General features: G+C 64.7%; 16 protein-coding genes. 11 read left to right on the forward strand and 5 right to left on the reverse strand.

The window, feature by feature from the left end; all coding sequences use genetic code 11:
* Positions 1-28: 28 nt before the first annotated feature.
* Positions 29-1,078, reverse strand: a complete 1,050-nt coding sequence (locus tag ACSVIK_RS11240; RefSeq protein ID WP_442444407.1) for an alkene reductase — start codon at positions 1,076-1,078, stop codon at positions 29-31.
* 172 nt (positions 1,079-1,250) lie between these two features.
* Entirely contained in the window at positions 1,251-1,553 is a 303-nt protein-coding gene (locus tag ACSVIK_RS11245; RefSeq protein WP_442444448.1) for an ArsR/SmtB family transcription factor, read from the reverse strand.
* A gap of 126 nt (positions 1,554-1,679) precedes the next feature.
* Here ACSVIK_RS11245 and ACSVIK_RS11250 point away from each other — a divergent pair, with 126 nt between their 5' ends.
* On the forward strand, positions 1,680-2,273 hold the full coding sequence (locus ACSVIK_RS11250; RefSeq protein WP_442444408.1) for an ACP phosphodiesterase: 594 nt from the start codon (positions 1,680-1,682) through the stop codon (positions 2,271-2,273).
* A gap of 178 nt (positions 2,274-2,451) precedes the next feature.
* Positions 2,452-3,300 (forward strand): universal stress protein, encoded by an 849-nt coding sequence (locus ACSVIK_RS11255; protein ID WP_442444409.1) that lies wholly within the window; start codon positions 2,452-2,454, stop codon positions 3,298-3,300.
* A 58-nt stretch (positions 3,301-3,358) separates the two neighbouring features.
* Here ACSVIK_RS11255 and ACSVIK_RS11260 read toward each other — a convergent pair whose 3' ends face one another.
* Positions 3,359-4,141, reverse strand: coding sequence for a lysophospholipid acyltransferase family protein (locus ACSVIK_RS11260; protein WP_442444410.1), 783 nt, complete (start codon positions 4,139-4,141; stop codon positions 3,359-3,361).
* A gap of 83 nt (positions 4,142-4,224) precedes the next feature.
* Positions 4,225-4,956 (reverse strand): L-ornithine N(alpha)-acyltransferase, encoded by a 732-nt coding sequence (gene olsB, locus ACSVIK_RS11265; RefSeq protein ID WP_442444411.1) that lies wholly within the window; start codon positions 4,954-4,956, stop codon positions 4,225-4,227.
* 162 nt (positions 4,957-5,118) lie between these two features.
* Between olsB and ACSVIK_RS11270 the strand changes: the two genes are divergently transcribed.
* From ACSVIK_RS11270 to ACSVIK_RS11310, 9 genes are all read left to right on the forward strand, one after another.
* Positions 5,119-6,009 carry an acyl-CoA dehydrogenase family protein gene (locus tag ACSVIK_RS11270; RefSeq protein WP_442444412.1) on the forward strand — a complete coding sequence of 297 codons (891 nt, stop codon included), beginning with the start codon at positions 5,119-5,121 and terminating at the stop codon, positions 6,007-6,009.
* Between the two features lie 66 nt (positions 6,010-6,075).
* On the forward strand, positions 6,076-6,861 hold the full coding sequence (locus ACSVIK_RS11275; protein ID WP_442444413.1) for an MBL fold metallo-hydrolase: 786 nt from the start codon (positions 6,076-6,078) through the stop codon (positions 6,859-6,861).
* Positions 6,862-6,935: 74 nt separating this feature from the next.
* Entirely contained in the window at positions 6,936-8,054 is a 1,119-nt protein-coding gene (locus ACSVIK_RS11280) for a serine hydrolase domain-containing protein (RefSeq protein ID WP_442444414.1), read from the forward strand.
* Positions 8,051-8,371 (forward strand): amidase, encoded by a 321-nt coding sequence (locus tag ACSVIK_RS11285; RefSeq protein ID WP_442444415.1) that lies wholly within the window; start codon positions 8,051-8,053, stop codon positions 8,369-8,371. Before ACSVIK_RS11280 ends, ACSVIK_RS11285 begins: the two co-directional genes overlap by 4 nt.
* Before the next feature lie 214 nt (positions 8,372-8,585).
* Entirely contained in the window at positions 8,586-9,740 is a 1,155-nt protein-coding gene (locus ACSVIK_RS11290) for a phospholipase D-like domain-containing protein (RefSeq protein ID WP_442444449.1), read from the forward strand.
* Positions 9,741-9,893: 153 nt separating this feature from the next.
* A complete protein-coding gene (locus ACSVIK_RS11295) occupies positions 9,894-12,647 on the forward strand; it encodes an AAA domain-containing protein (protein WP_442444450.1) in 2,754 nt (917 codons plus the stop codon).
* A 333-nt stretch (positions 12,648-12,980) separates the two neighbouring features.
* On the forward strand, positions 12,981-14,774 hold the full coding sequence (locus tag ACSVIK_RS11300) for a DUF1302 domain-containing protein (RefSeq protein WP_442444416.1): 1,794 nt from the start codon (positions 12,981-12,983) through the stop codon (positions 14,772-14,774).
* A 25-nt stretch (positions 14,775-14,799) separates the two neighbouring features.
* Positions 14,800-16,167: a DUF1329 domain-containing protein gene (locus tag ACSVIK_RS11305; RefSeq protein ID WP_442444451.1), complete on the forward strand. Its 1,368-nt coding sequence runs from the start codon at positions 14,800-14,802 to the stop codon at positions 16,165-16,167.
* 170 nt (positions 16,168-16,337) lie between these two features.
* A complete protein-coding gene (locus ACSVIK_RS11310; RefSeq protein ID WP_442444417.1) occupies positions 16,338-18,944 on the forward strand; it encodes a LuxR C-terminal-related transcriptional regulator in 2,607 nt (868 codons plus the stop codon).
* Positions 18,945-18,966: 22 nt separating this feature from the next.
* Here the strand turns inward: ACSVIK_RS11310 and ACSVIK_RS11315 are convergent, their stop codons facing one another.
* Positions 18,967-20,310, reverse strand: coding sequence for a short-chain fatty acid transporter (locus ACSVIK_RS11315; RefSeq protein WP_442444418.1), 1,344 nt, complete (start codon positions 20,308-20,310; stop codon positions 18,967-18,969).
* Positions 20,311-20,490: the final 180 nt, after the last annotated feature.

Below are 20,490 nucleotides of genomic sequence, written 5' to 3' on the forward strand. Positions count from 1 at the left end.
GCGCACAGCGCACCCTACGTCAGGCCCATTACAGACGCGGGTAGTCGATATAGCCGACCGGGCCGGAACCATAGAAGGTTTCCGGGTGCGGCTCGTTCAGTGCAGCGTCCTGTTCCAGGCGTGCCGGCAGATCCGGGTTGGCGATGAAGGGGATGCCGAAGGCCACGGCATCGGCCTTGCCTTCGGCCAGCCAGGCGTTGGCCTGCTCCTTGGTGAAGCGCTCGTTGGCGATGAACACGCCGCCAAACTCCTTCTTCAACTGTGGCACCAGGCTGTCGTCGCCGGCCTTTTCGCGGGCACAGATGAAGGCGATGCCACGCTTGCCCAGTTCGCGGGCGACATAGCCGAAGGTCTCGGCGCGGTTGGCGTCGCCCATGTCATGGGCATCGGCACGTGGCGCCAGGTGCACGCCGACGCGGCCTGCGCCCCACACGGAGATGGCGGCATCGGTGACTTCCAGCAGCAGGCGGGCACGGTTCTCGACGCTGCCACCGTACTGGTCGGTACGCTGGTTGGTGCTGCTCTGCAGGAACTGGTCGAGCAGGTAGCCGTTGGCGCCGTGGATTTCCACGCCATCGAAGCCAGCAGCCTTGGCATTCTCGGCGCCCTGGCGGTACGCCTCGACGATATCGGCGATCTCTTCGGTTTCCAGGGCGCGCGGGGTGACATAGTCCTTGATCGGACGCACCAGGCTGACGTGCCCCGCCGGCTGAATGGCGCTCGGCGCTACCGGCAGCTCGCCGTTGAGGTAGATGGGGTCGGAGATGCGGCCGACGTGCCAGAGCTGCAACACGATCTTGCCGCCATTGGCATGCACGGCCTGGGTGACGTTGCTCCAGCCACGGATCTGCGCGTCCGACCAGATGCCGGGGGTGTTCGGGTAGCCGACGCCCATCGGCGTCACAGCGGTGGCCTCGCTGATGATCAGGCCGGCGGAGGCGCGCTGCACGTAGTACTCGGCCATCAGCGCGTTGGGCACGCGACCTTCGTCGGCGCGGCAACGGGTCAGCGGCGCCATGATGATGCGGTTGTTCAGTTGCAGATCACCGATCTGGATAGGGTCGAACAGGGTATGCATGGTGAATCCTCCGGTTGGAACTATCAGGCTGTTGAAAAACTACCTGCGTTGCCATTGCTGCGTTAAAAACAGCCTCAAAATGCTCATTTACAACTCGTAAACTGCGCTTTTTCGCCCGTTTTTGCCTTGCACTGGCTGCCTCGCCTACGTTTTTCAACGGCCTGCTGTGGGTTCAGAGTTGCTGGCCGAGACGCTCGACGAAGGCCTGGATCAAGTCGTCGTTGCGTTTGAAGAAGTGCCACTGGCCGACCTTGCGGCTGGTCACCAGGCCGGCACGCTGCAGGCTGGTGAGGTGGGCGGAAACGGTGGACTGCGACAGCCCGGTGCGCTGGTAGATCTTGCCGGCGCACACGCCGATCTCCAGCGGGTGATCCTGCTCGGCGAAGTGCCGTTCGGGCTCCTTCAGCCAGGCGAGGATGTCGCGGCGCACGGGGTGGGCGAGGGCCTTGATGATGGCGTCGAGATCGAGGTTCATGTTGGCGTCGCTGCGTATCGTCATGGGGCGAACCATATATCGTCTCTGAGCGATATACAGATCGTTTGTTCCGATACTCGTCATCAACGATTTCGATTCCAGCCCTGCTGCGAGTAAGCTCGACGCATGAACTATCTGGCTCATCTGCACCTGGGCGGTGACGCCCGGGAACAACTGCTCGGCAGCCTGTATGGCGACTTCGTCAAGGGGCCGCTGGACGGGCGCTGGCCGAGGGACATCGAAGCGGCTATCCGTCTGCATCGGCGTATCGATGCCTTTACCGACAGTCACCCTTTGCAGGCCCGTGCGCGGGCGCGTTTTCCCCTTGAGCGGCGGCGCATGGCCGGCATGCTGTTGGATCTGTTCTTCGACCATTGCCTGGCCCGCGACTGGGCCGCCTATGCTGCGCAGCCGCTGGAGCTTTTCACCGGCCGGGTGTATCAGGTGTTGGCCTCCGAGCCGGCTTTGCCGGGGCGCCTGGCGCTGATGGCGCCACGCATGGCAGCGCAGGACTGGCTGGGCAGCTACCGCGAGTTCGCGGTGCTGGAGCAGGTGATCGCCGGCATGCAGCGGCGCCTGTCGCGGCCGCACCTGCTCGACGGCAGCCTGGCCGAGCTGGAGCGTTTGTACGTGCCGCTCAGCGAGGATTTCCGCGCCTTCTATCCCGAACTCATGGCCTTTGCCGCTGGCGAACTTCGCGCGGCACGGGGCGCTCGATAACTGTGCCGATGGCGTGCAGTCATCTGCGGCCAGGTGTTGTCACTAGAACTGAGAGGGCTCATTCGTTGCACCTGCTGCGAGCTGAAGGCTCGACGCGGCGTGCCTGACCTGCATCAAGGAGCAGGGCGGCAGAAAGGGCTTGAATGGAACTCGGTATCGAACCCATGGAGGAAACGAGATGATCAAGATTCTGGTGGCGACCGATCTGTCCGAGCGTTCGGCGCATGCCGTGCAGCGTGCCACGCAACTGATTCGGCGCCAGGGTGGTGGCGAATGGTGCCTGTTGCACGTGATCGATGACGATGCGCCGGCCGAACACGTGCAGCGCCAGGTGCAGCAGGCCGAGACGCTGCTGCAGGCCCAGGCCGAGCGCCTGGCCGAACAGGCCGGCAGCCGCCCCCGCGTGCTGGTCAGCACTGGCGAGGTGCCGTCCATGGTGGTCGAGGCCGCCCAGGGCATGGGCGCCGACCTGCTGGTAGTGGGCGCCCATCGCAAATCCACGCTGCGTGATTTCTTCGTCGGCACCACGCTGGAGCGGGTGGTGCGCAGCAGCCATCTGCCGGTGTTGCGGGTCAATGGGCCGGTCACTCATGAGTACCGTGAAGCGCTGCTGGCTGCCGACCTGTCGCGCACGTCGCAACAGGCCTGGGCCCAGGCCCGCGACCTGGGCTTGCTGGATGAACAGCGCTGCGCCGTGGCCAGCGCCGTCGAGCCGCTGGCCAGTGGCATGGTGATGGACGCGGGGATCAGCGCTGAGGTGCTGGAGAACCAGTGCGAGATGCTGAGCAAGCAATTGACCGAGCGCTTCGCCGAGGTGGGCGTGCAGCTGACGCCTGAGCGCCTGTGGGTGCGGGTGGGGTCGCCGGAGGCAGTGGTTGGCGATGCCCTGCAACGCTTCAGTGCCGACTTGCTGGTGCTCGGCACCCATGCCCGCGAGGGGCTGTCACGCTTCGTGCTGGGCAGCGTGGCCATCCGCCTGCTGGCGTCGGTGGAGGTCGATGCGCTGATCGTGCCGCCGGCTGGCTGAATGACCTGCTAGCCTTGGAGGCAATCCAGGGAGCCTTGGTAAGCCCCCGGGCGGCGGATCAGGCGGCTTCGGCTTCGGGCACAACCACTACCGGCGTTTCGAGCTGCAGGGCGCGGGCGATCATGGCCTGGCTGTGACGGGCCAGTTCGTTACGGCTGCGTGCTTCACAGGGAATCGGTTGCAGCAGGCGGATCTCCACCTCGCAGGCCGGGCTGGAAAGCAGGCGCAGCAGGTGCGAGAGCATGTCGTCATCACCGATGAAGGGCGACACCGGGCACAGCTGACCGTCGCGCAGATAACGAATGGCCACCGGCTGCAGGGGCACGTCGCTGTCGATGGCGCTGCTCAGCAGTCGGCCATGGAAGGTGCGCAGGGCGCGACCGTCGGTGGTGGTGCCTTCGGGGAAGATCAGCAGGTGGCGGCCTTGCTGCAGATGGCGGGTGAGCTGCTGACCCACCAGGCTGCTGTCGCCCGAGCCACGTCGGATGAACAGGGTACCGGCCTTGTGCGCCAACCAGCCGGCCACCGGCCAGGTACGCACCTCGGCCTTGGACAGGAAGGAGATCGGCTGCAGAGCGCCGAGCAGAGGGATGTCCGTCCACGACACGTGATTGGCGACCCACAGCATCGGCCGCTCGGGCAGTTCGCCCTCGACTCGCACGCGAAACGGCAGGGCGCCGCCCAGTCGGGCCAGGAACCAGCGCGTAAGGCGCTGACGCAAGGGCATCAGATCGTGCCGGACGACACGTTCGCAGAGGCTGACGATGCCAGCCAGCAGCGTGCCGAAGAGGATCACCAGGGCCAGGTGGGCGAGGCGCAGGGAAAGGCGCAGTTTGGCCATCGAGGTCTCCGCTTGAGGATGAATGACGGCATTATCCATGGATAGCGTCGTTTGGCCATTATCGGGCGTCATGCCGTCTGGTTTCAGACTGCGGCCTTGAAGTGGCGGGCATAGCGCGGGCACAGCTCGTCGCGCTTGAGCAGGATGAACACGTCGGCCACCTGGAAATCCTTGTCCCAGCAGGGCTCGCCGCAGATCTTCGCGCCCAGGCGCATGTAGGCCTTGAGCAGCGGCGGCATCTCGGCGATGACGTTGCCCGGCACATCGAGCTTGGGCAGCGGGTGCTTGGGCTCGGCGCGCAGGTGCTCGGTGCACAGGTAGCGTTCGCGCAGGCGCTGCATGATCGCCTGGGCCTGGATGCCGCCATCCTGCATGGAGATGCTGGCGCAGCCCATCAGATAACGGTAGCCGCCTTCGTTGAGCACTTCGGCCAGTTCACCCCAGAGCACGGCGATGGTGGCGCCATTGCGGTAGGCGGGGTCGACGCAGGTGCGGCCGATTTCCAGCACCGGGCCTTCCAGCTTGGCCAGGCCATGCAGGGCGAATTCTTCTTCACTGTAATAGCGACCGAGGCCGGCAGCGGCCTGGTGGTCGAGCAGGCGAGTGGTGGCGACCAGCTCACCGCTGTTCATGTCGCGCACACCGATATGGCTGCAGTGAATATCGTAATCGTCCATGTCCAGACCCAGTTCGGCGCCGTTGAGCTTGGCGTCGAACTCCGCGCTGAATACGCGGTAGCGCAATGCCTGGGCTTCCTGCAGGGCAGCGGGGCCGTGCAAGCGTTCGGCCTGCAGTCTACGAGCGGTTTGAGTCATGCCGGATCCTCCGTGTGCCGGCTGGATACTTGCAGCCGGTCGATCTTGTTGGGCAAGCTCAGGCTAGGTCGAGGCAATGTCATCACTGTGACGATTATTTGATGCTTATATGACGGTGGCCCGGACGGGCACCTCTGAAAACACTAGGTGAGGAGGTCTGCGATGCCCTGGTCGAGCCTGTATCAGCCCAGCCAACGCCTGTCGGCCGAGCAGGGCCTGGAAGACTGGTACGCCCGCCTGTTGGCGCACCTGGGCGGCACGCCGCAGCCTTTCGAGCTGGCGCTGGCGGGCGGTTTGCAGGCCGCGACACCGGGGCTGGCCTTCCTCGCCGGTTACCAAGCCGCTTTGCGCATGTTGTGGCCGGCCGCGCCGTGGACGGCCGGCGCCCTGTGCGTGACGGAAAACCGCAGCACCCGCCCGGCGGACATGAGCACGCGCATCTACGGCCTGTACATCAGCGGTCGCAAGGATTTCGTCACCGCCGCCGAATGCGCCGACTGGCTGCTGGTGGCGGCACGTGAGGAGCAGGCCGACGAGTCGCCGCGGCTGGCCCTGGGCGTGGTGCGCCAGGGCGCGCCGGGCGTACGCATCGAGCCATTGCCGGCACTGCCCTTGATGCCGGATATCGGCCATGCCCGCCTGCATCTGGAGCAGGCGCAGTGCGAGCGTCTGGCCGGTGACGGCTGGGATGATTACGTCAAACCCTTCCGCACCCTGGAAGACGTGCACGTGCTCACGGCGGTCTGTGCCTGGTTGTTCGGTATCGGCCGCGAAAGCGCCTGGCCGGAGTCCCTGCTGCTGCGTCTGCAGGGACTACTCGCCGGTTGCGCCGAGGTGGCGCGGCAGGCGCCCAATGCGCCCACCACTCACCTGCTGCTGGCTGGGCTGTTTGCCCAGCAGCAGGCCCTGGCCGACGAGCTGGAGGCCGCCATGGCTGCGGGGCCGGCGCATTGGACCGAGTTGTGGCGGCGTGACCAGGGCCTGCTGCGCATTGCCGAGGCGGCGCGCGGCAAACGCCTGGAGAAAGCGCGGCAGATTGTCGCCGCGCGTTGACCCATATCAGTACTGGCTGGTCCTCGTGCACATAAGGTGACCTGGCGATTCACCTGTGAGGTTTCCATGCGCCGCGAGCCCATCGTGCTGTTCGATAACGGCAGCCACCAATGCCTGATGTTCGATGACCTGGTCAGCGGCGAAGGCGTGCAATCCAACCAATTCCTGATCACCGACCACGAGCACTACCTGTTGCTCGATCCAGGTGGTGACCTGACCTATACGCCGCTGTCGCTGGAGCTGTCCAAGCACATTCCGGTGCAGGATCTGACCTACATCTTCGCCTCCCACCAGGATCCGGACATCATCGCCTCGCTGGACAAATGGTTGCTGCACACCCGTGCGCGGGTGATCTGCTCCAAATTGTGGGCGCGCTTTCTGCCGCACCTGACGGCCAATTACCTGGCCCTGAGCCGGGGCATCAACACCTTCGACCGCATCATCGCCCTGCCGGATCGCGGCCAGAGCGTGCCGCTGGGCAAGTGCAACCTCAAGGCGGTGCCAGCGCACTTCCTGCACTCGGTGGGTAACTTCCAGCTCTATGACCCGGTGAGCAAGATCCTCTTCTCCGGCGACATGGGCGCGTCCATGGTCGATGACGCCACGCCGGTGCGCGACTTCGTCAACCATGTGCCGAACATGGAGGGCTTCCACCGCCGTTACATGGCCGGCAACAAGGCCTGTCGCCTGTGGGCGGCGATGGTGCGCACGATGGATGTGGCGATGATCGTGCCGCAACACGGCCGGCCCTTCGTTGGCCCGGAAATGATCAGCGCCTTCCTGCACTGGATCGAGAACCTCGAATGCGGCCTCGACCTGATGGGCCCCGAGGATTACTGCCTGCCCAAATGAGTGGCGCGGCCGACGCTTCAAGTCGTCATCGTCGGCATGCTAGGGTGCGCCTCGGTTCCCCATCGAGGCCGCCCATGCCCACCTTATCCCTTCGTCGTCTGAGCCTGACGCTCGGCCTCTGCCTGCTGGCCGGGGCCGTTCAGGCAGAAAACTGGCCGCAACCCGACTGGCACAGCCAGGCTGCGCCACCGTCCGCCGCCATCGCCGAGCTGGAAGCCTACGCCTTCGTCCCGCGCGATGATGCCGAGCGCAAGGGTGTGCGCACCGACGCCCTACTGGTGGTGCGCGATGGGCAGATCGTCTACGAGCGCTATGCCGCGCCGACCACGGCGCAGACGCCGCACCTGACCTGGTCGATGGCCAAGAGCCTGTTCGCCAGCGTGCTTGGCGTGGCTTACGGCGAAGGGCGCTTCAAGCTCGATGCACCGGTGGTGCAGTACTACCCGGCGATGGCCGAGCACCCGCAGATCAAGATGGGCCACCTGCTCAACTGGGCCTCGGGCCTGGATTGGCAAGAGGACTACGAGTACGCCCCGCTGAAATCTTCGGTGATCGCCATGCTCTACACCCGTGGCCGGGGCGATATGGCCGCCTTCACCGCCGCGCACCCGGCCGATGCCGCGCCGGGCACGCGCTTTCGCTATTCCAGCGGCGACAGCAACCTGCTGGCGGCGGCGCTGCGTGGCATGGTCGGCGCGCAGGCCTACGCCGATTACCCCTGGACGGCGTTGTTCGAGCCGCTGGGTATCCACAGCGCGGTGTGGGAGCGTGACGCCAGCGGCACCTTCATCGCCTCGTCCTATGCCTACCTGAGCGCGCGCGATCTGGCCCGTGTCGGCCTCTTGATGCAGCGCGGCGGGCGCTGGGGCGAGCGGCAGTTGCTGCCGACCGCCTGGGTCGATTTCGTCTCCACACCCTTCGCTGCCTATCAGCCGCAGACCGCCAAACCGGGCGATGCGGTGCCGGGCGGGCAGTGGTGGCTCAATGTCGAACTGCCCGGCAGTTCGCGGCCCTGGCCGGATGCCCCGGCCGACACCATTGCCGCGTTGGGTCACTGGGGCCAGGGCCTGTACGTCATGCCGAAGGAGAAGCTGGTGGTGGTGCGCTACGCCGATGACCGCGACGGCAGCTTCCAGCACAACGAACTGCTCAAGCGCGTGCAGGCGGCTTTCGCCACGGAGGTGCAGCCATGATCCGCCGTCATCCGATTCTCAGCGTGTTGGCGTTGTTGCTCGTTGTGCTGCTGGCCTGGGCCTGGCCGAACCGCGTTTACCTGCAGGCCTTCCCCGACATCATCGGTGCCTATACGGCCAAGGAATACTGCTCCTGCCGTTACGTAAGCGGCAATCCAGCGCCTTATTGCGCTGGTTACGTGAAGCAGTACGTGCCGATCAGCAGCCTGATCGACGACGAGAGCAGCAAACGCGTGACCGCCAGTGGCCTCGGTCGTACCCACAGTGCGGCCTGGCTGGGCGAGCGTCAGGGCTGCCAGTTGCTGCCCAACGAATAGCGCGAATCCCGGATGAAATCCGGGGCAGCTTGGTAAAAGGCTCCCGGATTGCATCCGCGCTGCTTCTTTCCGGGAGCGCCTGCCAGGCTTTGCAACGTCGGGCATGGCGGCTATCGTTGCCGGCTGGATACTCCGTTCGCCGAGCTCTTATGCACCCTTCGCCTTTCGCACCGCTGCTGACCGCTGCCTTGCCCATCATGATGGCGTATTGAGCATGGCCGTGCGCGGCAGCATCTTCCCCTGGCGCGGTGGCAACCGCTTCGAGCTGCTGCTCGACGGGCCGGTATTCTTTCCGCGCATGCTGGCGGCCATCGAGGCGGCGCAGCGCCAAGTGGAGCTGGAGCTGTACCTGATTGAGGACGGCCGCTGCAGCGAACGTCTGGTGCAGGCCCTGTGCCGCGCCGCTGCACGCGGCGTGAGCGTGCGTGGGTTGTTCGATGCCTATGGCGCAGCCGGTCTGGGCGCTGCCTTGCGCCAGCAGCTACTGGTGGCGGGCGTGCAACTGCGTTGGTACAACCCGGTGCGCTGGCGGCGGGGAATGCGCAACTTCCATCGCGATCACCGCAAGCTGCTGCTGGTGGATCGGCGCTTGGCCTATGTCGGCGGCACCGGTTCCACCGACGAATTCTGGCTGCCGGATGCACCGCAGAGCGCCTGGCACGAGGCCATGGTGGAAATCGAAGGGCCGCTGGTGGAGGACTGGCAGCAACTGTTCGAGCACCAGTGGCGCACGCGCTTCTCCTGGCGACCGAATCACACGCCCGAGCCTCTGCGCTTGCCGGAGCGCCCGGCGGCCGGGCTGGGTCTGGGGCGGGTGGCCTATGCCGATGCGGCGCAACACCGTGACATCCTGCTGTCGCTGTTGCGCGCCCTGCGTGGCGCCAAGCAGCGAGTCTGGCTGGCCACGCCTTATTTCCTGCCCACCTGGAAGGTACGCCGCGCCCTGCGCCGCGCCGCCGCCCGTGGCGTGGAAGTGCGCTTGCTGCTGGCCGGGCGCCATACCGATCATCCGCCGGTACGTTTCGCCGGCCAGCGCTACTACCCGCGTTTGCTCAAGGCGGGCGTGCGTATCTTCGAGTACCAACCGCGCTTTCTGCACCTGAAGATGGTGCTGGTGGACGATTGGGTCAGCGTCGGCTCGTGCAACTTCGACCACTGGAACCTGCGCTTCAACCTCGACGCCAACGTCGAGGCACTCGACCCCGCGTTCACCCAGGCGGTGGCGAGCAGCTTCATCGCCGACTTCACCGCCAGCCGCGAGATCACCCTCGACGACTGGCGCCAGCGCCCCTGGTGGCGCCGCGTGCAGCAAAGGCTATGGGGCTGGCTGGATCGTTTGGCGGTGAACCTGCTGGATCGTTGGCGCTGAGGGCGCGATGCTGACGCCGGCTGCGTGCCGACTTATGTCCTAGCTGCCCATAGCTGCAAATGATGGCAAGATGCCCGGCTTCAGGAAGCTGTGAGATCCGTGCTAACCCATTGGGTTAGCTGTGGATAGCACTCAGGTATGAGTAAGGGACGTATGGTTTCGATTTATGTCGATGGGCAAGACAAGACTAAGCAGATCAGCGACTGGCGCATCTGGTGGGATGAAAAAGCCAAGCTCTTGAAGCTGACGTGCCATTACCCGTCCACGAAGAAATACATTCGCCCACTCAGTGTTTGTCGCATCGAACCCATGCGCGAGTTGTTTAATGTACTGCTGGAGGAGCAGGGCAGCATCGTCAGCAAACCTGTTGAGCGGGTCGAGATCTACGATGAGCGTTATGCCGTGGTCTATTACCCCAATGGGAAACGGCCTTATATCCGTAACATGGACGGCACCCGGTTCGTTGCGCCTACCCACGTCAAGAACGAACCCGTTTTCCACTATTTCCGGTCGGTCGCCGAAGCTCGGGTCAATACCGCGAAAACCGCCAACGACAAGCAGATTGCCGCCAACGTGGTGAAGCAACTGCAAGCGCTGCCTGTGCTTGCGGGCAGTGCCTTGCAGGCCTATTGCTCGGCCAGCAATGGTGTGCAACCAACGGGCGAAGGCTTGATCTATCCCTTCGGTATCAACGAAAGCCAGCTCATGGCGGTCGAGCAAGCCTTCAGTGCGCAAATCAGTCTGATCGAGGGGCCGCCAGGCACCGGCAAGACCCAGACCATTCTCAATATTCTCGCCAATATCCTGCTGCGGGGACAGACCGTTGCCGTGCTGTCCAACAACAATGCCGCTGTGGAAAACGTCTACGAGAAACTGGGCAAGTCTGGCCTGGATTATCTGGTGGCCAAACTGGGCAACCAGGAGAATCGCGAAGGCTTCTTCGCCAGTGTATTGCCCATACCGTCGGGCGAGCCCGAGCCTGCGCCTACCATGGAGTCGATCCAGGGCGTGCTGGAGCAACTGAAAGGCCTCCTGCACGACCAGAACCGGGCAGCTCAACTCAAGGCGGAAATCGACGAGTTGCAGATCGAGCGGCGTTATCTGAAGCAATGGCAGAAGGACAATGGCGTCCAGGAACCTTCGTCCCTGGCCAGGTATCACCTCTCACCGAGCAAGACCACGGATCTGATGGCCTACCTGGCTTATCTGGATGGGCAGCGGCTGCGGCTCAAGGATCGCTTCGAGCTGCTCTTCAAGTTCAGGATATGGCGCACCGGGCCTTTTGCCGATGAAGGCGCGCGTTTGTCCTTCTTCAATGCCTTGCAGTCGCACTTCTACGACGAACTGTTGCGCAACAAAGAGGATGAACTGCGCAAGTGCAACGAGGCATTGGCTCGCGGTAACTTCAGCGCCCTGTTGGAAGAGCTCATGGCTGGTTCGATGCGTTTTCTGAAGTATCGCTTGCATCAGCAGGTACAGGACTCCCACGCCTTCGACGCCAAGACCTATCGAAGGAATTTCGATGCATTCGTGAAGCGCTTTCCCATACTCGGCAGCAGCACCCATTCGATCGTCAATTCGATCGAGTCTGGGGCAGTGCTTGACTACGTCATCATCGACGAAGCCTCACAGCAGGACATCGTGCCGGGCATCCTCGCCCTGGGTTGTGCGAAGAACCTGATCGTGGTCGGTGACCGCAAGCAGTTGGCGCATATCCCTGCACCGACGGGCCTGAGCGCGCCAGTACCGAGCTACGATTGCGAGCGTTACAGCTTGCTCGACTCCTGCGTGCAGGTGTTCAAGGACGCACTGCCCAAGACCTTGCTCAAGGAGCACTACCGCTGCCACCCCAGGATCATCCAGTTCTGTAACCAGCAGTTCTATGCTGATGCCCTGGTGCCCATGACCGTGGACAAGGGTGAAGCACCCTTGCGTCTGGTGGTGACTGCCAAGGGCAATCATGCCCGCAAGAACATCAACCTCAGAGAAGTGGAATCCTTGCTCAAGGTGCTCGAGGGCGATGGTGACGGTGCGTGGGTAGACGGCGATGGGCGCGGCTTCATCGCACCGTTCAGAGCGCAGGCCACGCTTTCCAAGGCACACCTGCCCGATGATTTCGTGACCGATACCGTGCACAAGTTTCAGGGGCGTGAATGCGATGAAATCGTCTTTTCCACGGTGCTGGATAAAAAACAGTACAACCAGAGCCAAACTCGCCTGAGCTTCGTCGATGACTCACGTATGGTCAACGTGGCCGTTTCGCGGGCCAAGCACCGTTTCACCCTGGTAACGGGGGACGAGGTCTTCGCCAGGAACAATGGCCCTGTCGCGGCCCTGATCCGCTACATCGAATACTACGCCGAGGATAAAGAGATCCAGCGTGCGCCAGTGGTGTCGGCGTTCGACCTGCTCTACAAGGAGTACGACGCATCTCTGGAGCGTCTGCGCGGCCGCTTGAGGCAGGAGGATTCACGCTACGTCTCCGAGCAGATCATGGCGCAGATCCTACGCGAAGCATTGGCAGACGATTCGTTGCAGGCGCTGAAGTGGCACAAGCAGGTGGCGTTGAACGGGATCGCCGTCGCGGAAAATCCTGCGTTGACTGATCGCGAGCGCCAGTTCATGCGCCGTTCCAGTTGTGATTTCGTGATCTATTTCAGGGTCGGTAAACGGCCGGTTGGGGTGATCGAGGTGGACGGCGGCTCGCATGACAAACCCGATCAGATCGAGCGGGATGCCTTGAAGAACAGCATTCTGGCGAAAAGCGGCATTCCCATTCTTCGTGTGCGTACGGTCGAGAGCGCTATCGAGAGCAAAGTGCGCGATTTTCTGGCTCAGTGGGCGAGCCCGGCATCAGCCCCTTCGATCAGCGCGAGCGAGCAGGATGACGTTCAGCCGAGCCTGTAAACGCGCTGCAGAACACCCAAGCCCGCATGCGGCAGCAAGTAGCCCATGACGTTGGGTGCGCTGCCGGGCGGTGGCAGCGTCCAGAGCGGCTGGATCATGTCGATCCAGGCTCTGCTTTGGCTCTGGCCGTGCTCTTCGCGACCGCTGGCAAAATAGTTCCCCACCGACCTGATGACCCATCATTCAGCAAGCTGAGGTCGGCCCGTTTGCGCCCGTGTCAGGGCGCCGTTCATCCTTTCGGGCGACAGGCGAAATCCCTCCTTGGTGCGCTTATCCGCCGTCTTCTGCCCGCCTAGGGTTGGCGTTGCCGTACCCAACACCTAGGAGACCCGCATGACAAGAACAACAGGGCCCGGACTATTCCAGCCACGCACCTTGGCTTTGGCCGTCACCCTCGGTTGCGCCGCGCCGGCGCAGGCCGTCACCTTCAACATCGGCGAGATCGAAGGGCAGTTCGACAGCTCGCTGTCGGTCGGCGCCAGTTGGTCGATGCGCAGCCCGGATCGCGACCTGATCGGCCCCAACAACGGTGGTCAGGGCCAGGCGCAGACCGGTGACGACGGCCGCCTGAACTTCAAGAAGGGCGAGACTTTCTCGAAGATCTTCAAGGGCATCCACGATCTGGAGTTGCGCTACCGCGATACCGGCGTCTTCGTGCGCGGCAAGTACTGGTACGACTTCGAGCTCAAGGACGAAGGCCGCCGCTTCAAGGATATCGATGACCACAATCGCAAGGAGGGCGCCAAGTCCTCGGGAGCGGAGATCCTCGATGCCTTCGTCTACCACAACTACGCCATCGGCGACCTGCCCGGCACGGTGCGCGTCGGCAAGCAGGTGGTGAGCTGGGGCGAGAGCACCTTCATCGGCAACAGCATCAACTCCATCAACCCCATCGACGTGGCTGCCTTCCGCCGCCCGGGTGCGGAGATCAAGGAAGGTCTGATTCCGGTGAACATGCTCTACCTGTCGCAGAGCCTCAGCGACCGTCTGAGCATGGAGGCCTTCTACCAACTGGAGTGGGATCAGACCATCATCGACAACTGCGGCACCTTCTTCTCCACCGCCGACGTGGCCGCCGATGGCTGTGACGATGGCTATCACATCGGCTCGCCGGCCATCGCGCCGTTGCAGCCGGTCGCTGCCGCATTCGGCCAGGGTTTCCGGGTCGACCGTGAAGGGGTGATCCTGCCGCGTGGCGGTGATCGCGATGCCCGCGACAGCGGCCAGTGGGGCCTGGCCCTGCGCTGGCTGGGGGACGAGACCGAGTACGGCGCCTACTTCATGAACTACCACAGCCGTACGCCCATCGTCGGCACGCAGAACGCTGGCCTGGCGACCTTGAATGCGTTGCCGGGGATCATCGGCACGGCGAATGGTATCGCCCCGGGTAGCGGCGCGGGCCTGGCGCAGAGCGTGATGCTCGGCAACGGTCGCTACTACCTGGAGTACCCCGAGGATATTCGCCTCTACGGTCTGAGCTTCTCCACCACGCTGCCCACCGGCACCGCCTGGGCGGGGGAGATCAGCTATCGACCGAACCTGCCGCTGCAGATCAACACCACCGACATGACCCTGAGCCTGCTCAACCCCATCGCACCCGGCACCGCGCCGGTCTCGGCAGGGCCAGGGCAGGACAACGTCGGTTACCGGCGCAAGGAAGTCACCCAGGTGCAGACCACCTTCACCCACTTCTTCGACCAGGTGATGGGCGCCGGGCGCTTCACCCTGGTAGGGGAGGTCGGCATGGCCCATGTTGGCGGGCTGGAGAGCCGTGAGGATCTGCGTTATGGCCGTGACTCGTTGTTCGGCGCCTATGGCTTCCGTGGCGACACCCATGGCTTCGTCACCAGCACCTCCTGGGGCTATCGCGTGCGCGGCATCTGGGAGTACAGCAACGTGTTCGCCGGGGTGAACCTCAAGCCGAACATCTCCTGGTCGCACGACGTCGACGGCTACGGCCCCAACGGCCTGTTCAACGAGGGCGCCAAGGCCGTGAGCTTCGGCATCGATGCCGACTACCGCCAGCTCTACAGCGCCAGCCTGTCGTACACCGACTTCTTCGGTGGCGACTACAACACCGCGGTCGACCGCGACTTCCTCGCGCTCAGCTTCGGCGTGAGCTTCTAAGACGTACAGGATCAGAGGCATGCAGATGAACACCACCTTGAACTTGATCGGCGCGCTTTCCCTCGGCCTGCTGGCCTGCAGCGTGCAAGCTGCGGTGAGCCCCGAGGAAGCGGCCAAGCTCGGCACCAGCCTCACCCCGCTGGGCGCCGAGATGGCCGGCAACGCCGCTGGTAGCATCCCGGCCTGGAACGGCGGCCTGCCGGTCGACGCCGGCGCCGTGGACGAGCGCGGCTTCCTGGCTGACCCCTACGCCAACGAACAACCGCTGTTCACCATCACCGCGCAGAACCTGGAGCAATACCGCGAGCGCCTCACCGCCGGGCAACTGGCGATGTTCAAGCGCTACCCGGAGAGCTACCGCATGGCCGTCTACCCGGCTCACCGCAGCACAGCGGTGCCGGATGCGATCTATGCAGCAGCCAAGACCAGCGCTCTGAAGACCGGCTTGCGCGACGGTGGCAACGGCCTGACCGATTTCACCGACAGCCGCTACTACGCCTTCCCGATTCCGCAGAACGGTCTGGAAGTGGTGTGGAACCACATCACCCGCTATCGCGGCGGCAACCTCAAGCGCAGCATCGTGCAGGCCGCACCGCAGACCAACGGCAGCTATACCCTGGTGCACTTCGAGGACGAGGTGGCCTTCCCCGAAAATGTGCCGGATCTCGATCCGGCCAAGGCCGAGAACACCCTGCTGCTGTTCAAGCAGCGGGTCACCGCGCCGTCGCGTCTGGCCGGCAACGTGCTGCTGGTGCACGACTCGCTCGACCAGGTCAAGGAGCCGCGCATGGCCTGGCTCTACAACGCCGGCCAGCGCCGTGTGCGTCGTGCTCCGCAGGTGGCCTACGACGGCCCTGGCACCGCCGCCGACGGCCTGCGCACTTCGGATAATTTCGACATGTTCAACGGTGCGCCGGATCGTTACGACTGGAAGCTGGTGGGCAAGCGCGAGGCCTTCATCCCCTACAACAACTTCCGCCTGGCCTCGCCGCAGGTGAAGTACAGCGACATCCTCAAGGCCGGCCATATCAATCAGGATCTGGCGCGTTACGAATTGCACCGGGTCTGGGAGGTGGAGGCCACGCTCAAGGAGGGCGAGCGCAACATCTACGCCAAGCGCCGTTTCTTCGTCGACGAGGACTCCTGGCAGATCGCCCTGTCCGAGCACTACGACGGGCGTGGCCAGCTATGGCGGGTTGGTGAAGCGATGCTGTTCCAGCAATACGACAAGCAGGTGCCGGTGTACGCCCTGGAGGCGCTCTACGACATCATTGCCGGACGTTATCTGGCCATCGGCATGGCCAACGAGGAGCGTAGCGCGATTCAGTACGGCACCGAGGCTTCGGCCAAGGACTTCACGCCGGCAGCGCTGCGCAATGCGGGCGTGCGCTGATCCTGCTGCCGCTGCAGACAAGCCGGCGTCGCCCTGTGCGTCGCCGGCTTTTTTCTGCGCGCCTCGCCCACGTGAATCTCACACCATAAGCACCAAGGGGTGGTGGTGTGAGGTGAGCGGGGTACCATCGTCGGGTGGTTCAACAATGACAAGCCGAGAGAACCGCTGCCATGCCGACCCTTGCCATCGCTCGCCCGAGTGCGCAGCAGCTGCAACCTGCCGACCTGCCACGCCTGCCGCCGTGCGTCGTTTCCCGCCCTGCCTTGCTCCAGCGCCTGCTCTGCAGTGAGTCGCGCCTGCGTTTGCTCTGTGCGCCGGCCGGGACTGGCAAGAGCGTGTTGCTCGGTCAGTGCGCCCGGCAGACGCCAACGGCCATCGAGCGGGTCTGGCTGGACCTCGGCGGGCGCAGCCTGACGCCCGCGCAATTCTGCAAGCGCTTGGCCAAGGCGCTGCAGGTGTCGCTGGACGACGCCGACGAAACCGCGCTGCTGGAGCGGCTGCATGAGCGCGCCGGGCGTCTGTGGATTTTCATCGACGACTACCCGCGCCAGGCCGATGACGCACTCGATGCCTGCTTCGACCGGCTGTTCGCGGCTGCGCCAGCGCAGGTCACCTGGTGGGTCGCCAGCCGCCGCACGCCTGCCTGGAACCTGCCGCGCCTGTTGTTGCAGGGCGATCTGCTGGAGATCGAGGGCGGGGAACTGGCGTTGGACGCAGACACATTGAGCGAGCTGCTGGCCGAGTTGCACATCGAGCTGGCCGATGACGGTCGGCAACTGCTGCTGCAGCGCAGCGAGGGCTGGCTGGCGGCCATTCGCCTGCTGTTGCTCGATGCCGACGAGGCAGCGCTGCGCCAGCGTCTGCAGGACGGTTGCCCACTGCTGCGCGATTACGTGCAGCACGAAGTGCTGGCCGAGCTGGACGACGAGCTGCGTAGCCACCTGCACGCCCTGGCCCTGCTGCCACGCTTCTCTGCGGCGCTCTGCGAATACCTGCTGGAAGGGCACGGCAACGACTTGCTGGCCGAGTTGCAACGACGCCAGTTGTTCGTGCGCAGCCTCGACAGCAGCGGTACCTGGTTCCGCCTGTGGCGGCCACTGGGCGAGGTGCTGCGGCGCTTGCCGGGGGCGCCGCTGCCCGCGGCGATCCATGTGCGCGCCTGCCAGTGGTTCGCCCAGCGCGGCGACATTCGTGAGGCCGTCGAACATGCCCTGCAGGCCGGGCAGGTGGAAGTCGCGGTCAACTACCTGCAGCGTTTCGATCAGGAGCAACTGCTGCAGGGGCATTCGGTCGCGCAACTGCTGCAATGGCGCGAGGAACTGCCGGCCTGGCTGTTCGCCAGTTCGCCACGGCTGATCGTGTTGCAGGCCTGGGCGCTGATCATCTGTGCCCGTTTCGACGAGGCCCGCACCTGCATGCAGGGGCTGGCGCACTTCATGCCGCAACCCGATGCCCGCCGCCAGCGCAAGCTGGTCGCCCACTGGCAGGCCTTGATGGGGGTGCTGGCGCGCCAGTGCGGGCGTCGCGACGCACGGCTGCATTGCCAGGAGGCGTTGCCGATGCTGGACGAGGGCAGTTGGTCGCAGCGCGTGCTCTGCTACCAGGCCCTGGCGCAGCAGCACATGGCCGAGCAGGCACTGAGCCAGGCCAAGCAGGCGCTGGATCAGGGGCTGCATCTGGCGCGCCGTCATGGCAGCCTGATCTTCGAGGCCTTGCTCAACACCGATCATTGCCTGCTGCTGCAGATGCTTGGCGAGACCGGGCGCGCCGCCGAGCTGGCCGAGCAGTCCCTGGCCTTTCTCCGCGAGCACTGCAATCACAGCCCGGTGCTCGGCCGTCTGCTCCTGCTGCGAGCCAGCCTGCTCGCCCGCCAGGGGCTGGACGAGGTGGCGCAGCAGGCTTATCGCCAAGGCCTGCAGGAGGCTGAGCGTTGCGAGGATGCCTACACCATTTCCGGCTACCTGGGCCTGCTGGAGCTGGCCGAGGTGCGTGGCGATCTCGACGAGGCCTACCAGTGGCTGCAGAAGGCCGAGCGGGTCATGCAATGGTCGCACGTGCCGGAGGTGCGTTACCGCGGCGTGCTGCAACTGCACGCCGGGCGTCTGTTGTTGCGCCAGGGGCAGAACGAACGGGCGCGCGAGCTGTTCGCCCAGACCCTGCAGCAATTGCAACAGCGCCAGCAACTGGCACCTTCGGAGTTCTACGACCTGCTGCCACGGCTACGCCGTTATCTGGCGATCAGTGATCTGCTGCTCGGCCATCATGCTGCGGGCGAGCATGCGCTGCAGTTGTTGCTGGAGGAGTGCCTGCGCGCCGGGCATCGCAGCATGGCGTGCGAGTGCCGCTTCGCGCTGGCCGAGGGAGTGTTGCTGCAGGGGCGGCAGGAGCAGGCCGATGCCTTGCTGCAACAGGCGCTGGGCGAGGCGCGGCAACTGCGCTTGCTGCGCCCCGTGGAGGAGCTGCGGCAGCGCCATGAGCACTGGCTCGAGCGCCTGCTGCCGGGCGAGGCCACGCATGACTTGCATCGACGCCTGTTGCAGCCGGCGCCTGCACTGGATGAGCCGGCCAGTGCCGGGACGGCGCTGCTCAGCTCGCGGGAGCTGGTGGTGCTGCAGTTGATCGCCCAGGGCTGCTCCAATCAGGAGATCGCCGATCGCCTGTTCATCTCGCTGCACACGGTCAAGACCCATGCACGGCGAATCAACGTCAAGCTCGGTGTGCAGCGGCGCACCCAGGCCGTGGCCATGGCCAAGGCGCAGGGGCTGATGGGGGATTGAGTTCGGTCTGCTGCAGCGTGATTCAGCCGAGCAAGTAGAACGCGCCGCAGATCACCACGCCCGAATACAGCAGCATGATCAGGCAGTAGCCCATGATGTCGCGCGCGCCGAGGCCGACGATGCCGAGCAGTGGCAGCGCCCAGAACGGCTGGATCATGTTGGTCCAGGCGTCGCCCCAGGCAATCGCCATGGCGGTGACGGTGGGCGAGACGCCCAGGGCCTGAGCGGCTGGCAGCATGATCGGCCCCTGCACGGCCCACTGGCCACCACCGGACGGCACGAACACGTTGACCACGCCGGCGCTCAAGAAGGCCAGCAGCGGGAAGGTGTCGGCCGACGACCAGGAAATGAACGCCTCGCTGATCTGCCGACCCAGGGAGATGCCGTCGGCGTTGGCGCCCATCATCATGCCCATGATCCCGGCATAAAAGGGGAACAGCAGGACGATGCCGCCGATGCCGCGCACGCTTTCGTCCACGGCGCGCATGTAGCGCTCCGGGGTGCCGTGCATCAGCAGGCCGCAGAACAGGAAGATGGCGATGACCACGTCCAGGCCGAGGACGAAGCCCTTGCTGGCGAAGTGGTTGAACAGGTAAATGCCGGCCATGGCCACCAGTGCCAGACCGAGGATGCGGCTGTCGTCCAGGCGTTGCGCCGGGGTTTCCCGGGTCGGCAGTTCGGCGCGCGATTCCACCAGCTTCGCGGCATCGGCCACCTTGGCGTTCTGCCGGGGGTGCATGGCGCGGTTGAGCAGCGGCAGGCCGATGGCCAGCAGGGCGACGATGGTCAGGTTGAGCGGGCTGAACAGGGTGTCGCTGATGCTCACCGGGCTGGTCAGCACGCCGGCGGTGATGCGTGCCAGATCCGGGCCACCGGTGGCCATCGACAGCGGGATCGAACCCGCCAGGCCGCCGTGCCAGACCAGAAAGCCCGAGTAGGCCGAGGCCACCAGCAGCGGATAGTCGACACCTTTGACCTTGCGCGCCAGGGCTCGGGCAAATACGGCGCCGATCACCAGGCCGAAGCCCCAGTTGAGCCAGCAACCGACCAGCGCCACCAGGGTGACCATGATGATCGCCTGGCCCGGCGTGCGCGCCATGCCGGCGAGGCGGTCGAGCTGGCGGTTGATGATCGGTGCACTGGCCAGGGCATGGCCGGTGACGAAGATCAGCGCCATCTGCATGGCGAAGCCGAGCAAGGTCCAGAAACCGCTGCTCCAGTGTTGCACCATGGCCGGCAAGGATTGCCCGGTGGAGACGATGCCGGCGAGCAGGACGCCCAGCGTGAGCAAGGCGGAGAAGACGAAGGGTGAAGGCAGGTACTTCTGTACCAGGCTCACGCTCATGCGAGTGAGGGTGTTGAACATGGGGGGATGCCTCTTTCTTATGGTTGTGTGGCTTTGACCAGGGATTCTAGCTGCGCCTGGTCGTTGCAATGGATATGACAACGCCCGACACCAGGCCGAGCGGTTTGGCGTAGCCCGGATGCAATCCGGGAATTCCCTGCCAGATTTCCCCGGATTTCATCCGGGCTACGGTGTAGGGTG

The sequence above is a fragment of the Pseudomonas sp. NCHU5216 genome (assembly GCF_052156495.1).
Classification (GTDB): Bacteria; Pseudomonadota; Gammaproteobacteria; order Pseudomonadales; family Pseudomonadaceae; genus Aquipseudomonas.

What these genes read in the sequence shown, in the direction of transcription:
- ACSVIK_RS11305 (WP_442444451.1), top strand. Translation starts at nt 14,800, where the DNA reads ATGAACACCACCTTGAACTTGATCGGCGCGCTTTCCCTCGGCCTGCTG.
- ACSVIK_RS11250 (WP_442444408.1), top strand. Translation starts at nt 1,680, where the DNA reads ATGAACTATCTGGCTCATCTGCACCTGGGCGGTGACGCCCGGGAACAA.
- ACSVIK_RS11245 (WP_442444448.1), bottom strand. Translation starts at nt 1,553, where the DNA reads ATGAACCTCGATCTCGACGCCATCATCAAGGCCCTCGCCCACCCCGTG.
- ACSVIK_RS11270 (WP_442444412.1), top strand. Translation starts at nt 5,119, where the DNA reads ATGCCCTGGTCGAGCCTGTATCAGCCCAGCCAACGCCTGTCGGCCGAG.
- ACSVIK_RS11285 (WP_442444415.1), top strand. Translation starts at nt 8,051, where the DNA reads ATGATCCGCCGTCATCCGATTCTCAGCGTGTTGGCGTTGTTGCTCGTT.
- ACSVIK_RS11315 (WP_442444418.1), bottom strand. Translation starts at nt 20,310, where the DNA reads ATGTTCAACACCCTCACTCGCATGAGCGTGAGCCTGGTACAGAAGTAC.
- ACSVIK_RS11255 (WP_442444409.1), top strand. Translation starts at nt 2,452, where the DNA reads ATGATCAAGATTCTGGTGGCGACCGATCTGTCCGAGCGTTCGGCGCAT.
- olsB (WP_442444411.1), bottom strand. Translation starts at nt 4,956, where the DNA reads ATGACTCAAACCGCTCGTAGACTGCAGGCCGAACGCTTGCACGGCCCC.
- ACSVIK_RS11275 (WP_442444413.1), top strand. Translation starts at nt 6,076, where the DNA reads ATGCGCCGCGAGCCCATCGTGCTGTTCGATAACGGCAGCCACCAATGC.
- ACSVIK_RS11280 (WP_442444414.1), top strand. Translation starts at nt 6,936, where the DNA reads ATGCCCACCTTATCCCTTCGTCGTCTGAGCCTGACGCTCGGCCTCTGC.
- ACSVIK_RS11290 (WP_442444449.1), top strand. Translation starts at nt 8,586, where the DNA reads ATGGCCGTGCGCGGCAGCATCTTCCCCTGGCGCGGTGGCAACCGCTTC.
- ACSVIK_RS11300 (WP_442444416.1), top strand. Translation starts at nt 12,981, where the DNA reads ATGACAAGAACAACAGGGCCCGGACTATTCCAGCCACGCACCTTGGCT.
- ACSVIK_RS11310 (WP_442444417.1), top strand. Translation starts at nt 16,338, where the DNA reads ATGCCGACCCTTGCCATCGCTCGCCCGAGTGCGCAGCAGCTGCAACCT.
- ACSVIK_RS11240 (WP_442444407.1), bottom strand. Translation starts at nt 1,078, where the DNA reads ATGCATACCCTGTTCGACCCTATCCAGATCGGTGATCTGCAACTGAAC.
- ACSVIK_RS11260 (WP_442444410.1), bottom strand. Translation starts at nt 4,141, where the DNA reads ATGGCCAAACTGCGCCTTTCCCTGCGCCTCGCCCACCTGGCCCTGGTG.
- ACSVIK_RS11295 (WP_442444450.1), top strand. Translation starts at nt 9,894, where the DNA reads ATGGTTTCGATTTATGTCGATGGGCAAGACAAGACTAAGCAGATCAGC.